Genomic DNA, 14,199 nt, shown 5'->3' with positions numbered 1-14,199 from the left:
AATTATAAGGGAGGGTTCCTTCAATGACATCCACCAAGGCGCAGAAGCGCGCCATCGCCATGATGCTGCTCTGCGCTGGACTTTGGAGCATCGCGGGCATTTTTATCAAACAATTGCCCTGGAATGCTCTGGTAATCGCGGGCTTTCGCAGCCTGATCGCCGCGGGAGTGCTCGCCGTTTATATGCTTGTGGCGCGTGTGCGCTTTGTGTTCAACCAGGATTCCCTGCTCTCCGGAATATTTCTGGCGCTCACTTTTTTGGCCTTTGTCTCCGCCAACAAGTTGACCACCTCGGCCAATGCCATTGTACTGCAATTCACCGCGCCGGTGTTCATCCTTCTGCTCTCCACCCTGCTGTATCATCAGCGGCTGCGGCGCGCCGACCTGGCGGTGGTCCTGGTCACACTCGCAGGAATTGCCCTGTTTTTCTTCGATCAGTTCACACCCGGTTCGCTATTGGGCAACTTTGTGGCTATTGGGGCCGGATTCTCTATGGGTGTGATGTATTTGCTCACCGGCCGGGCGGATGAAAACGCGCGGATGACGGGTATCTTCATCGGGCACCTCATCACCGCGCTGGTGGGCGTGCCCATGGCACTGGTGTTCCCCACTCCGGTCGATCCTCCTGCGGTGCTCAGCATCCTGGCCCTCGGCATTGTGCAGTTGGGTATCCCCTATGTGCTGTACGGGCTCGCAGTGAAGGATTGCCCACCCCTCGCCTGTTCCCTGCTGGGCGCGGTGGAGCCGCTGCTCAACCCTGTGTGGGTATTCCTGTTTGATGGGGAAGCGCCCGGCCCGTTCGCACTCGTCGGCGGAGTGGTAGTCATCTGCGCCATCACCGCCTGGTGTGTGTGGAACGACCGGCAGGCCGCCTCTTAAAACCTGGTTTGATTGTTGCTGCTTCGGGTATACTGAAAAGAGAGAGGATCATTCCACAAAGTTTGACAACCTATTCAAAGAATTGGGGTTGCAACCCGTTCTGGAATGGATTATAATGAAGTGACCTCAAACAGGAAAGGCGGCGCTTTTCAAAATGAATCTACTGGTGGTCGGATGCGGCAAGGTTGGCTCCAAGCTCGCATCCGTGCTGGATAAAATGGGCCACGATGTCTGCATTGTGGACCGAGAAACGGAAAACTTTGAACGTTTGGATCACGATTTTTCCGGTTATACTGTCAGCGGCATCCCCATCGATCAGGATGTGCTGCGGCGGGCCGGCATCGAAAACAGCGACGCGGTGATCGCTGTGACGCAGGACGACAATGTCAACATCATGGTGTCGCAGCTCGCCCGCGAGGTGTTTCACGTTGAAAACGTTCTCACCCGCATCTACGACCCGGAACGCGAAAATGTGTTCTCGCATTTTCATCTCAAGACCATCTGCCCCACCAACCTCACGGTTTCGGCCGTCTGCGCCTCGTTGGAGCGTGCGACCGATTACCGGCAGATCCCGTTCGGCCATTCAAATATCGCATACGCCACCCTGCCGCTTCCCTCTGAGCTCGTCGGAAAATCGATCGGAGATGTGAAGGCGGAGCCTGACACCCTCCTGTTCGGCGTGCTCAAGGCGGATCAGCAGCTGGTGTTGGCCTGCAACACACACGCTGCGCTGGAGCCGGGGGATCAACTGATTTTTGCCAAACAGTGCGATTAAAGGGAGGTGCGTATGATGACAGTAATTGTCGTGGGCGGCGGTAAAGTGGGGTTCTACCTGGCGCGCACCCTGATGGAACACGGGCACAAGCCGCGCCTGATTGAAATGAACAAAGACGCCTGCACACGCATCGCCAACGAGCTGGACATACCGGTTATCTGCGGCGATGGCAGCACCATTGAGGCGTTGGAACACGCAGGCATTGAGGAGGCCGACGCCCTGATCGGTGTGACCGGCAAGGACGAAAACAACCTGATCGCCTGCCAATTGGCCAAAAAGGAATTCGGCGTCAAGCGGACGGTCGCCAGGGTCAACAATCCCAAAAATATGTCGGTAATGAAACAGCTCGGCGTCGATATCCCCATCAGCAGCACCGACAATATCGCACGCCTGCTCGAGCGCGAGGTGGATAGCGCCGCCATCAAGCAGATCATCTCACTCAACCGCGGGGAAACCTCCATCAGCGAGCTGCAAATCCCGGCCAACTACCGGCGCAACGGCGTGCGCCTGAGCGAATTGCATCTGCCGGAGGAGAGCATCATCGTTTCGATCATCCGAGACGGCGAAATGATTATCCCGCGAGGCAACGCGCAGATCCTCAGCAATGACAAAGTCCTGGTGGTCTGCCAAAACAAGGTGATCCACACCCTGGGCAAAATGCTGAGCCTGGAATAGACAATTTTATCCATAGCAAAAGCGCCCCCTACTACAGGGAGCGCTTTTTTCTATCGCATAAAATTGTTAAACCTTGACAGTGCCCAGCACCTCGCCGATGCTCTCTTGGATCACCAGATCTGCCTGCGCGTCCGCCGGAGTGGGGGAGCGGTTGATGAGCACCAGATACCTCCCACGGAAATAATCGATCAGGCCGGCCGCTGGATACACATTCAGCGAGGTTCCACCGATGATGAGCAGATCGGCGCTGCGGATCGCTTGAATGGAAGCGCGGACGGTATGTTCATCCAATCCTTCCTCGTACAGCACCACATCCGGCTTCACCATACCGCCGCAGGAGCAGGTCGGGATTCCCTCGCTCTCCAGCATAAAACGGGCATCGTAGGCTTTGTGGCAGCGCATACAGTAGTTCCGATGAACCGAACCGTGGAGCTCCAGCACATTGCGGCTCCCAGCCATCTGGTGCAGTCCATCGATGTTCTGCGTCACCACCGCGCACAATTTTTCGGCCTGCTCCAATTCAGCGAGTTTATAATGGGCCGCATTGGGCCGCGCAGTCAAACAGAGCATCTTATCGCGATAAAAGCGATAAAACTCCTCGGGGTTGCGCAGATAAAAGCTGTGGCTCAAGATCATTTCAGGGGGGAAGCGGTATTGCTGATTGTATAGCCCATCGGTGCTGCGAAAATCGGGGATGCCGCTTTCGGTGGATACCCCTGCGCCGCCAAAAAATACGATATTGGCGCTGTCGTCGATGATCCTCTGCAACTGTTCCGCCATAGCCACGCCTCCCTCTGTTGATGGGACTTTCTTATGCAGCCTTGCCGCTCACCGAAATCGACGAAATTACCGACTCGCCCTCCACGTTGCGGTAGGTGATCGTGACAATATCCCCTTCCGCCAGATCGGATATGCTGCCATCCGTCGGATTGCCATCCTGTGCGAGCGTCACTTTGATGGAGTCGTTGAGCGGATACATCACTTCTTCATCCAGGGACTCGATGCCGTTCGGCTTCTCTTCATTTTTCTTGGCGCGTTCCAGGTAGAGGTTCTCCTCATCGATTCCGGTGAGGACGCCGAAGTCGCGTTTGTCCTGTGTTTCGGTGTCGCCGCCACCCACAACGGACGAGGACTGCGCCCCTCCGGACGAGCTGCCCTCATTCTTTTTAGAGCATCCGGCCAGCGCACCGGTGAGCATCAAAAGCGACAACACAATCGCGATCGTTTTTTTCATAAGTTTGTCCTTCTTTCTGTTTGATTTCGGGAAATACAGTAAAGGCGAGAGAGCTGCACATCCCACAACAGAGCGCAACTCGCACCAATTCTAGGTCGGTAATTATTATACCTGCATTTTATGAAGCCGGAATGAGGAAATTTTGAGCAAACTGCATCGAAATCATTACAAATCGGTATCAGCAAACTGGTGATGAAAAATTCCATCCAGGGACGCAGCCTGTTCGGTTAATGCGAGCTTTTGCGCCCTGCTCAGGCGTTTGATCGCCGCTTCCCGCCTCATCGCATGCGACCGGTCCGGGCACCATTCGCAGAAGGCCAGCCGCACCGGGGGATTGGAGCGGGTATATTTTGCACCCTTTATTCCCCCCGCGTGGGCGCGCATCCGTGCAGCGAGATCGTTGGTCCATCCGGTATACAGGGAGCCATCCTCACATTCCAACATATAAACAAAGCACGGTTTTTCCCTCAGATTACGCTTGAGATAGATCATATCCCGCAGCTGCAACCCATCTTCAAAGATGGGTTCAGGGTAGTGTTCGATGAAAAATTGCTCCACCGTGTGGGAGTAAATAAACCCCAGCTTCTGATAAAAGCAGAGCGTTCCACGACTACAATCGCCGGTGCCCACCAGCATCTCCGCGCAATCGCCTGCATAGAGCTGGAAGAGACGGCGCACTAGCCGGCCGCCGCAGCCCCTCCGCTGATATTCTGGCGCAACCGCTAAATTTTTGAGCTCGCAGCGCTCCCCTTCCAGGCGCAGAACCACCGCCGCCCCCACCGGAGCGTCCCCCTGCCGCACCAGGTACATGTCTCCAGCCGTGAGGTAGCGTTCCAGCATCGCCCGTTCTGGGTCAGCGAGCAACAGGAGCTCCAAATAATCCCGCTTCTCCGCTTCCCTCAAACGCTCAAATTTCTCTTTTGGCATACTTTCAGCATCTTATTCCTTTTTATTGGCACAATACTTTTCCCATTATAGCAGGAAAGGTTCCAAAAAGCGATTACAGTTAAAGGAACAACAAAAGGCCACCCGCAGCGCAGCGGGCGGCCTTCATCGAAAACTGTATAATTATTTTTTCGGAACCGTCTCCCAATCCTTGAGGAAACGGGCGATACCCTGAGTAGTGAGCGGGTGGTCGATGCACTTTTTCATCACATCATAAGGCACGGTCGCGATATTCGCCCCTGCCAGCGCGCAGGCGGTGACATCGCCGGGCTTGCGGATGGATGCAGCGATAATTTCGCATTCGATGCCGTGTACTGCGAAGATATTGGCGATCTCTTCGATCAGCTCGACACCATGCGCGCCTACATCGTCGAGGCGGCCCACAAACGGTGAGACATAAGTTGCGCCGGCCCGCGCCGCCAGAAGCGCCTGAGCTGCGGAGAAGATGAGCGTCACATTGGTTTTGATATTCATTTTGGTGAGCGCTGCACAGGCTTTCAGCCCTTGCGCGCACATGGGGATTTTGATGACAATATTTTTATGAATTTTGATAAGCTCCTTGGCCTCTTCCACCATACCATCAGCGTCCATGCTGATGACCTCCGCCGAAATTGGACCATCCACAATGCCGGTGATTTCGGTTACAACCTCTTTGAAGTCGCGCCCCTCCTTGGCGATCAAGCTGGGATTTGTGGTGACCCCACAGATGACACCCAAGTCGTTGATCTCACGGATGTAATCAACATTTGCGGTATCCAAAAACAACTTCATCGTACATCTCCCTTTCTTCCATTTCATTTTCCCAAACTGTCTATTCCATGTCGAGACTAACTGACCTCAACATGTGAATACAATTCCTTATTTTACCACGAAAATTCTGTTTCTACAATTATTTGTTTAGACAACTTTCTAATATGTTTCCTGTTTCATTTCCACAAAATTGTATTGTTGAATCTCACAATAAATTAAAACTATAATGGAAACTTTTCCTCAATCCCCTTGCCAAATTGAACAAATATTGTATACTTAAAATAACAGAGAAAAACGGAGGAATATTATGGAAAACGCAATCTCAATCGGTGGGCAAATTTCGTTTTGGGTGGTCTTTTTAGAGGGGCTGGTTTCCTTCTTTTCCCCCTGTGTGCTCCCGCTGATCCCGATCTATGTCAGCTATCTTGCCGGCAATGCAAAGCGAACCGAGCCGGATGGGACGATCTCTTACGAACGCAAAAAGGTATTTTTTCACACCGTCTTTTTTGTGTTGGGAATCTCCTTCGCCTTTTTTGTACTGGGGCTCTCCTTTTCGGCGCTGGGCAGCTTTTTTAACCAATATAAAAACGTGTTCAGCCGCGTCGGCGGCATTATCATTCTGCTTCTCGGCCTGTACCAAGTAGGATTTTTGAAGTTAAAGTCGCTCGACCAGGAGCATCGCCTGCCCTTTCGCCTGAAGCTCCAAAATATGAATCCGCTGGTGGCATTCGTCATGGGGTTTACCTTTAGCTTCGCCTGGACCCCCTGCGTCGGGCCGGCGCTTTCCTCAGTGTTGGTGCTCGCTTCCACCGCCAAAAACGCCCTGACCGGCAATATGCTGGTGTTGATTTACACCATCGGATTTGTGTTGCCTTTTCTGGCCCTGGGCTTATTTACCACTCAGGTGCTCAATTTTATTAAACGGAAGCAGAAAATTCTACAGTATGCCATCAAGGTCGGCGGCATCCTGCTTATCTTGGTCGGCATCATGACCTTTACCGGTTGGATGAACGGGATTACCGGCTATCTCAATTCCTTTTCTGGCGAGGCCACGGCCTCTTCCTCTATTTCTGAAGGGGACGGTTCTTCCTCTGAAGGGCTCTCGAGCACCTCGTCGCAGCCTGAATCCTCTTCTCAAGTGGAATCCTCCTCACAGCAAGAGCGGATGGCCGCTTTCGACTTCACTCTGACCGACCAAAATGGGGATACCCACACCCTTTCGGATTACAAGGGCAAGGTTGTATTTTTGAATTTTTGGGCAACCTGGTGTCCCCCCTGTTTGCAGGAGATGCCCCATATCCAGGAGTTATATGAGGAATACGACGAAAATACTGGGGATGTGATCTTTCTCGGAGTTTCCAGCCCTAAATCGGACAAAAACCCCTATGTGCAGGAGAAAACCTCGGACGAAGTGAAAACCTTCCTGGCAGAACACGAGTACACCTTCCCCGTCGTGTTCGATATAGATGGGGCGGTGTTTGAAGATTACCTGATCCGTTCCCTGCCGACCACCTTTATGATCGACACGGACGGAAACATTTACGGCTATGTACCGGGGGGGCTTACCAAAGAGATGATGGTCAACATCATCAACCAGACACAGGAAGATTCCCAATAAAAAGCGGGGGCGGTTATCTAACCGCCCCGCTTTTTTAATACAGTTTACAGCCCCCACAAAAGTTTTAGCACAAAAATTGAGATCACCCCGGGAATTCCGAGAAATACCGAGGTGAACAGCGTCGCCGCGCTGACCGTGATCCCCACCCCGGTAAAAAAGGACGCATAGTTGATCACAGCCAGGGAAAGTACACCCGGTATCGCGGTGCCCAACAACGAGCGAAAGGGTTTTCCCGTGCGCGCGTAGATGGTCAGCATCAGAAACGCCAGCACGATGCCGCCAATCAGCAGAACCGCCTGTACCGTATCCATTCCGTTCCTCCTTCCGCAGAGAGTCTACAGCGAAATGCGGATGTTATTGCTGACCACATTTTGTTCCTTGGCGCGTTTGAGCAGGTATTCGTAGCGAGCCATTAACCCGTTGCGCTGATAAATCAGGCTATCGATCATGTCACCGTCCTGAATCATATCAAAGCAGGAATCGATGCATTCGAGCTGACGGCGCAGTTCCTTCAATTCCGCTTTCAAAGCGTCATGTTCCGGATTTTGCTGCGCAGACTCACGTTTTACGCGCGCTTTCCATTTTGTCAGTAATTCTGTCATATCCTTTCCGCCTTTCCATAGATTCTATGCGGAAAGGATTGGCAGGTATGCGAAAAAATATACCGTCCGCTGAACCTTCCTCGCGAAAATTCGCGGTTAATTCTTCAGTTCATGGCATATAATGGATACCATAGACGGAAGAAAAAAGGAGGCAGTGGTTTGAACGAATTAAAATCGATGGTCGAACGCTATTGTCCAGCGCTTGAGCGGAATGTCCCAATCGAGGTTGCGTATCTGAACACAGGAAACCGAAAGGAAAGTTGCCTGCTGCATCACCTCTGTGAGGAGCGGCAAGCCGGTTGCTCTCGCCTCTGCCCCGTTAACCTCCGCATATAACAGCCAAAAGCCCCGTCAGGCATTGGCTTAACAGTGATAAGGAACTAATTCATACTTACTACTGTTAGCTAACGGATTCGAGTGTGTGACACATCCTAACGTAAAGGAAGACATCCTGACAGATGCCTTCCTTTTCTAATTTTCAGCTCTCACTGTTCCGTTCTACTACACAGGAGGTTGGTGGCTGACCGCATCCACAAAGAAAATGATCAGACCGATGTAAACTGTTAAAGCCAGCGCGAGCAGTGAAAGCAGCACGATGCAGATCGTGCGCAGAGCTTTTTTCTGCCGCAGGCAGATACGGGACGCAGCAATGCCGACAGCCGCACACAGCAGCAAAATTACAGCAGTCTCGAGAGTCATGCGCTCGTCTCCTTTTTGTAAAGCGTATCCTCTACGCGAAGTGTATCGATGATATCAGTGAACCAGCGCAGCTCGCCGAGGAACTTCTGCCGCAGTGAATCAATGTTGGCACTGTTTCTGCCCAGCTCAAAGAAGTCTCTTCCGGTCTTGACCGCGATATGCAGCTTGCCGCCGCGGAGGAAGGACATGTAGACCTCGCCGCCGCTTCTGCCAGCAGCTGTAAGGATGTAGTCCATCATGTGCGGCGTGAGAACGTAGTATGCCTCCTGCGCGTTTTCGGCGATGACGATGATGTGGTCGTTGAATACAGGATTCTCCATCTCGATACGATCGTTCTTATGCTGCTTGCGCAGGGCCTTCGTGTTTTCAGACAGGCGCACCTCGCCGGAGAGAGTCTTTCCGAAGTCGCACACAAGCCACTGACCCTGAAAGGCCTTCTTCTCGGATTCCTCCCACTCGCTGCGTTCCTCATTGTAGGAATCCGTTACATGATAGAGCTCCACATCGCTCAGTTCAAGGTTCAGTCCCTTGTAGACGGCCTTGATGTGGTCGCTGCCGCGGACGCGCTCATAGGAGAAAGGAAACACCATGCCAGCGCCGTTCACCAGTTCATCGGAAAGGCGGCCGAAAGGATCGTACTCCACACGTTCGAACACCTCGTCCAGTACGCTGCTGACGACATTGTCGCTGAGCGTTTTTTTCAGAACCTCCGTTTGTTTGGACAGCTGGTATCCGCCCACCAGTGCGATCAACAGGCAAATAATTGCCACCGGGGTGAGTCCTATGCCAAACAACAGCATTGTCGCCGCACCGGAACCATAGGTCACGATTTTGGCGAGCGTTGCTTTGCTGCGGCGGCTGCCAAGTTCGGCTTCCAGCTGTTCATTTGTCAACTTCTGCTTTTCGTCCATACTGTGCCTCCTGTCAGAATGTCATTTTTACGTCTTCGTGCTTGGTCTCGTCTGCGGCGAAGAACTCCTTGGGCTGGCGGCCACCCGCCAACAGCCTTGCCGGAAACATGGCAATGGCCGTATTATAGGCGGTGACGCTGGTATTGTACAGCCGCCGTGCCGCCTGCAGATGCTCCTCCGCATCGCGGATGCCTCGCTGCAGTTCCGCGAAAACATCACTGGATCGGAGTTCTGGATAGCCCTCCGCTACGGCGAAGAATTTGCCGCTGAGACTGTCCATCTTCTGCTGGGCATCATTCAGCTCTTTGAGGCTCATGCCGCGGCGCAGCTCGATAACCTTGGCGAACAGCTCGTTTTCATGCGCCATATAGCCCTTAGCTGTGTCGAGCATTTTTGTGAGCATGTCATAGCGTTTGGTGAGCGCCACCTCCACGCCAGAGAGTCCTTCCTGCACACGAATCTCTTTTTTCTTGAAACCATTGGTGGTGCTAACGCACCAGACGGCAATCAGCAGAATAGCAATCAAAACCAATATGATACCAGTCATACATTCGTTCCTTTCTCAGTCTCTCCCCGCAAAGAGAGTGGCGTTTTTCAACAGGAGATCGAGCGTTTCACCCATTTCCTGCAGCGATTTTGTATAGCTCCGGCGCGCCGCATCGAGGTCACGCAGGGCTACATCGCTTGCGATAGCGGCAAAGCCAAAATCCGTTTCCAGTGCCAGCGAGAAAATACTGTTTTCCCACCGAAAGCCGAGGATATGTCCCTCTATGCGCTGACCGAATGTCTCCAGCAGTTCCATGAACTGCGGTGTAAGAAGGTAGAAAGCATCCTGCCCCGGCTCCGCCGTGACGCAGAAGCTGCGGTCAAATATCTCATTATCCGTCACAACGCCGCGCGGACTACTCTCTGTCCGCGCATTGACGCGGATGGGCGACGGGGCTGGAACGCACGTCTCGCAGCGCAGGACAAGACCTTTGAACACCTTATCCCGACATGTCTCCAATCCTTCGTGCGCGATGGCTCTTTCATAAACATGATCCAGACGCACATTGGCGGCGGAGAAGTGGACACCGCGATGCGTGCCCTCATGGAAGTTCTCCACCTCACACTCCTCCCACTGACCGTCCAGCAGATGAAGCGTTTTCATAAACGGCTCGTTGATGCGCATCTCCGGAGTATGTATATCGGGACCGAATGCTTTTTCCAGCTCCGCGCGGAAAAAATCGCCCAGCTGCTCGTGCATCAGCGCCTTCAGCTTCTTCTGCGCGCCGCCGCCAAGAAACAGCGCACAGCAGACGCCGCCGAAAAACAGCACCGTCACAAGGATTGCCTTGAGCGCGGCGTCCTGCACCGCGAAAAACGAGATCGTTCCGCCTACCACGCCGATCAGCCCGACCAGAAGCCAGGCCGAGGACATTTTCTGATAGTGTCCCAGCTTTTTTGACAGTTCCGCGTCCGTCATTTTTTCTGTCCCCACCGTTTCAAAGCCATTTGTTTTCTTTTTCATGTGCGCTCCCTCTCAATAGCAGATGCTGAAATACAGACTGCTGTACGGGTCAACGGTGTCGATATCCATAATGCCGGCTTCAGGAGAAATGCTGTCGAGCTGCATCCGCTTGGCACTGTCCTTATAGTTATCCGGCTGCGTCTCGGCCGCAAAGACAAGACCGTCGTAATCCTCGGGCAGGTAAACGACGTAGCTCTTGGTCAGAACTGCCGCCCAGTCGCCCACATTGTACTGCCAATCCGTGGAGTAGGCGAACTCGATCAGATAGCTGTTTCCTCTCCATCTGACGGTGTGGAGATAATAATTCTCGCCTCGGCTGCTGTTGCCGTAAGAGGATGCGGCAGTGAACCACATACCGGTGTAGAAGTCGTACAGCTCGCTGTCGGTGTTGGTAACATACTGCTGATCAAAGTACGGAATGGAGCTGTCAGGGATATAACAGATCGCGTCGAACTGGAGCTCCCGGATACCGTCGTGGGTATAGTCGTAGCCCTTTGTGACCTCCCAGTAGCAGTCACCGACGCTGTAGCCGTCGCCAAGGGCGGCGTAGCTGCAGGCACCGTCCTTCAGCAGGAAGGTACCCTTCTCCACAGCGGCGTTGATCTCCAGATCATTGCGGGAAAAATAAGGCTCGCTGGACTGGATGCCCTCCACTGGAACAAGTGTCCCATCGTTCGCGGTGTCGATCAGGTCGCCGCTGACGGTTCGGTCAAGCTGCAACACATCGCCGCTGCCATCAAAGTGGAGCGTCACACCGTTTTCATCCACCCACAGCGTACCGTATTCAATCACGTCATCCTGATCGTTCACAAATTCCCATGTGGCATCGTCATGGATCTTGAGCCAGAGATTTTCGCCCTGATACTCCCAGAGTCCCACATACTCGTCAAGATCACCGCCGCTGATGGTGACGGTGGAGAGATCTTCCCGGAAGACATAGCGCTCCACCGGATCCCAGATCCAGATTAGCTCTGTGGTATCACCGTTTTCATGGATGAAGCTGACCAGCACATCGCTTTCACCGTCGCCATCCATATCATTGAATGAGATAGAGTTGAACGCGTCCTCTGCATCGGAGATCGTCATAGGGAAGGACACGCTGTCAAACAGCACCTGTTCCGAACTATCCCGGTAGAAGGCTGCACTCTCAGGGCTGATCGTGACCAGCACATCTACGCTGTCACCGTCATGAGTGATGGTTCCACTGTCTACTACCACACCGCTGACACGCCAGTCGTCGCCCACAATATCTTCCTTGGCTCCTCCGCAGGCTGTCAGGCTCAGGCAGAGAACAGCCGTCAGCAAAATTGTAAAACCCTTTTTCAGTTGATTCATCATCGTCATCCTCTCTTTCTTTCCATCACTCCATCAGGCAGTAAGCGCCCTCGTCACCCCAGACCAAAACATCATCAAACTCAAACACCCGGTACGACATTCCTTCATTCATGGTGGAATTTGCATAATAGGTGCTTGCTTCATCCGTGGAGTAAGAGAACGTACCGCAATCCATTTCCGCAGGCTCGGAGCCGGGGGCACGCTGGTAGTAGCTCCAGTTTCCGGATCCATCGATCACAATGTAGGTCTCAGCCGAGAGATCGCCGTCGTAGTGCCATACGCCCTCAAATTCGGAGACATTCCGCTGGCAGAGGTCTGAGTTCCGGCTCCAATACGAATCCGGATTCCCGTTCAGACGACCGTTCCAGTCCGGTACATCGACCTCGGACGGATAGGGCTCATCGTACTCGGTGAGCCGGTGGTTGCCGTTGTGATCCCCTCCGCCGTTCTCATACCAGAGATATTCCATTCCGTCGCCGTAGTTGAAGTAACCGTAAGAGGCGCTGTAAAGCTGCCCGTTTTCCAGCGCAATACGGCTGCCGGAATCTTCCTGATTACTGTAGGCGTAGACGCCCTCCCACTCCGGCTCATACCGCAGATAACCGTCATCTACAACATCGCCGCTGAGGTAAAGCGTCCAGTTGCCCTCCGCGTCGATCTCCATGGAATCGTAATCATTGTCCGCCTCGCCCAGCCAGATGCCCGCATACTCGCTGAAATCATTCACCGTGTCCTCATTGAGCCTCCTGCCCAGACCCTCGTTTGGATCGTCCTGAGGAGAGAGCGAATTCTCCGTTCCACCGCAGGCTGTGCATAGCAGGCAAAGCACCAGCACCAACCTCGTTAGAAGATATGGCATTCTTCTTTTCATGTGGCTCGCCTCCTTTATCCTTCATCGCTCAAATATAGCTGCGCAAAAATGCTCTGATAGGTCTCATCCATGTCCTCTGCGGCGTCAGGGGCCTCGCAGAAGCCATAGAGATAGGTATAGTTGTCTGTGTCTGTGGCAAAGACGATCCATCTCCGGGTGTCCTCACCATCACCGGCGGTATACTTTACGATGTAAACGGGATAACTCAGATTTTCACTGTATTCCTCGTTCTCCTCAGCAGACAGCAGCTCATAGGTATCCGCATCACTCAGCGACAGGACGCAGGCCGTCAGATAATCCTCCATATCCTGCACGTCAGGCTCAAAGCAGCTCTGTTCCGCTATGTTTACCACGATGAGTCCGTCCTCGGTGACGTCCTCGTAATAATAGGTGCCGTCCGGGTTGTTGTCAGAGCTCAGGTTCTGTATATTGGTGAAGGGCAGTACGCCGCCTGTCAGTACGAGAATCTTGTCTGCCGCGAACTGCTCGCCCCAGTCGTCGGCGGGATCGTATCGTTCCTCGGGGATCCAGCCCGCAGGATAGACTTTTCCATCTTTGACGTGATAGGCAAGGCCATCCTCTCTGACCTCATAGTCGTCACCTAAGCAATAATCATTCACGCCGTCGAAATACCATTGCCAGAAATCATAGTAGAACTCTGCGTTCGAAAGGTCGGTATAGGCTTCTATGTCGCCATCCCGGTAAAAAACGCCGTCGAAGTGTCCGTCCTCGCTGTAACGCCCGGCAAAGCCGCTGGAGATTGTGAAGCTGTTGCCGTCGGCGGAGGGGCAAATGTAGGCGCGACTGCCGTCATCATAAAGGTAAAGCCCTCTGCCCTGCTCCTCGTCGCCGATGGTACCGCTTGAGGAATACTTCGATGAACAGGCTGTGTACTCGCTCAGCGAGGCGTCGATGACGATGGTTTCGCCCGCCGCGTTCTGCCACATACCGTCATAATTGTCCAGCTCCCACAGACAGATTTCCGCTTCGTTGTCGCGGCGGAAGGTGTGATGGTCGATGTCCGGCGTATCGCCGCCCTCGCCGTTCTGGTTCGGCAGCAGTACGCCGTCATCGCGCAGATAAAAGTCATACAGGAAGCCGCCGTAGTTGATCATGGGCTTGCCGGTCTCGTCGGTAAACTCGCCGCGTCCGGTGGGGCCGTAGGTGGAATGATAGACATAGTAGCCGCCATCGCTGTTAAAATAGAGCATGGAAAGTCCGTCGTTGCTCCACATTCCGTCGAGAAACGCCATGTCGGTCACGAGCTCGTTACCCTTCGCAACTTCATCCGGCGATGCCAGGTCGTTGTCGCTTCCACAGGCGGTTAGACTCAGACACAGTATCAGTGCCAGCACGAAGGTCAGATGCAGCCTCTTACTCATATCATGCCTCACAA

The 14,199-nt window shown here is 53.4% G+C and carries 17 protein-coding genes; 4 read left to right on the top strand and 13 right to left on the bottom strand.

What is annotated here, in order from left to right:
• Positions 1 to 23: 23 nt before the first annotated feature.
• The 3 genes from H8711_RS03500 (at position 24) to H8711_RS03490 (ending at position 2,328) form a co-directional block, all read left to right on the top strand.
• Entirely contained in the window at positions 24 to 878 is an 855-nt protein-coding gene (locus H8711_RS03500) for a DMT family transporter (protein ID WP_249282151.1), read from the top strand.
• Positions 879 to 1,032: 154 nt separating this feature from the next.
• Complete coding sequence (locus H8711_RS03495) at positions 1,033 to 1,653, top strand: potassium channel family protein (RefSeq protein WP_249282150.1); 621 nt, start codon at positions 1,033 to 1,035, stop codon at positions 1,651 to 1,653.
• A gap of 12 nt (positions 1,654 to 1,665) precedes the next feature.
• Positions 1,666 to 2,328, top strand: a complete 663-nt coding sequence (locus H8711_RS03490; RefSeq protein WP_249282149.1) for a potassium channel family protein — start codon at positions 1,666 to 1,668, stop codon at positions 2,326 to 2,328.
• Between the two features lie 66 nt (positions 2,329 to 2,394).
• On the opposite strand, the gene H8711_RS03485 is transcribed toward H8711_RS03490, so the two are convergent.
• The 4 genes from H8711_RS03485 to fsa all read right to left on the bottom strand — a co-directional run bounded on the left by H8711_RS03485 (position 2,395) and on the right by fsa (position 5,278).
• The gene (locus H8711_RS03485) at positions 2,395 to 3,108 is read right to left on the bottom strand and encodes an NAD-dependent protein deacylase (RefSeq protein WP_249282148.1); all 714 of its coding nucleotides are present in this window, start codon (positions 3,106 to 3,108) and stop codon (positions 2,395 to 2,397) included.
• A 31-nt stretch (positions 3,109 to 3,139) separates the two neighbouring features.
• Positions 3,140 to 3,562, bottom strand: coding sequence for a hypothetical protein (locus H8711_RS03480; protein WP_249282147.1), 423 nt, complete (start codon positions 3,560 to 3,562; stop codon positions 3,140 to 3,142).
• Positions 3,563 to 3,727: 165 nt separating this feature from the next.
• Positions 3,728 to 4,489: a GNAT family N-acetyltransferase gene (locus H8711_RS03475; protein ID WP_249282146.1), complete on the bottom strand. Its 762-nt coding sequence runs from the start codon at positions 4,487 to 4,489 to the stop codon at positions 3,728 to 3,730.
• 141 nt (positions 4,490 to 4,630) lie between these two features.
• Positions 4,631 to 5,278 (bottom strand): fructose-6-phosphate aldolase, encoded by a 648-nt coding sequence (gene fsa / locus H8711_RS03470; protein WP_249282145.1) that lies wholly within the window; start codon positions 5,276 to 5,278, stop codon positions 4,631 to 4,633.
• Between the two features lie 286 nt (positions 5,279 to 5,564).
• Between fsa and H8711_RS03465 the strand changes: the two genes are divergently transcribed.
• Entirely contained in the window at positions 5,565 to 6,875 is a 1,311-nt protein-coding gene (locus H8711_RS03465; RefSeq protein ID WP_249282144.1) for a redoxin domain-containing protein, read from the top strand.
• Positions 6,876 to 6,919: 44 nt separating this feature from the next.
• Here H8711_RS03465 and H8711_RS03460 read toward each other — a convergent pair whose 3' ends face one another.
• The 9 genes from H8711_RS03460 to H8711_RS03420 form a co-directional block, all read right to left on the bottom strand.
• The gene (locus tag H8711_RS03460; RefSeq protein ID WP_249282143.1) at positions 6,920 to 7,186 is read right to left on the bottom strand and encodes a pro-sigmaK processing inhibitor BofA family protein; all 267 of its coding nucleotides are present in this window, start codon (positions 7,184 to 7,186) and stop codon (positions 6,920 to 6,922) included.
• Between the two features lie 24 nt (positions 7,187 to 7,210).
• Entirely contained in the window at positions 7,211 to 7,477 is a 267-nt protein-coding gene (locus H8711_RS03455; RefSeq protein ID WP_249282142.1) for a DUF2508 family protein, read from the bottom strand.
• 501 nt (positions 7,478 to 7,978) lie between these two features.
• The gene (locus H8711_RS03450) at positions 7,979 to 8,176 is read right to left on the bottom strand and encodes a hypothetical protein (protein WP_249282141.1); all 198 of its coding nucleotides are present in this window, start codon (positions 8,174 to 8,176) and stop codon (positions 7,979 to 7,981) included.
• A complete protein-coding gene (locus H8711_RS03445; RefSeq protein ID WP_249282140.1) occupies positions 8,173 to 9,087 on the bottom strand; it encodes a DUF3137 domain-containing protein in 915 nt (304 codons plus the stop codon). The genes H8711_RS03450 and H8711_RS03445 overlap by 4 nt, the downstream gene beginning before the upstream one ends.
• A 13-nt stretch (positions 9,088 to 9,100) precedes the next feature.
• Complete coding sequence (locus H8711_RS03440; protein ID WP_249282139.1) at positions 9,101 to 9,634, bottom strand: LemA family protein; 534 nt, start codon at positions 9,632 to 9,634, stop codon at positions 9,101 to 9,103.
• Between the two features lie 15 nt (positions 9,635 to 9,649).
• Positions 9,650 to 10,597 carry a DUF3137 domain-containing protein gene (locus H8711_RS03435; RefSeq protein ID WP_249282138.1) on the bottom strand — a complete coding sequence of 316 codons (948 nt, stop codon included), beginning with the start codon at positions 10,595 to 10,597 and terminating at the stop codon, positions 9,650 to 9,652.
• Between the two features lie 12 nt (positions 10,598 to 10,609).
• Positions 10,610 to 11,935 (bottom strand): hypothetical protein, encoded by a 1,326-nt coding sequence (locus H8711_RS03430; protein ID WP_249282137.1) that lies wholly within the window; start codon positions 11,933 to 11,935, stop codon positions 10,610 to 10,612.
• A gap of 22 nt (positions 11,936 to 11,957) precedes the next feature.
• Entirely contained in the window at positions 11,958 to 12,803 is an 846-nt protein-coding gene (locus H8711_RS03425; protein ID WP_249282136.1) for a hypothetical protein, read from the bottom strand.
• A gap of 14 nt (positions 12,804 to 12,817) precedes the next feature.
• Positions 12,818 to 14,185, bottom strand: a complete 1,368-nt coding sequence (locus H8711_RS03420) for a hypothetical protein (RefSeq protein WP_249282135.1) — start codon at positions 14,183 to 14,185, stop codon at positions 12,818 to 12,820.
• Positions 14,186 to 14,199: the final 14 nt, after the last annotated feature.

It is taken from the genome of Ligaoa zhengdingensis, from assembly GCF_014384885.1.
In the GTDB taxonomy this organism is placed as follows: domain Bacteria; phylum Bacillota; class Clostridia; order Oscillospirales; family Ruminococcaceae; genus Ligaoa; species Ligaoa zhengdingensis.
The sequence above is the reverse complement of the archived record's forward strand: the minus strand, read 5'-3'. Positions and strand labels throughout refer to the sequence as shown.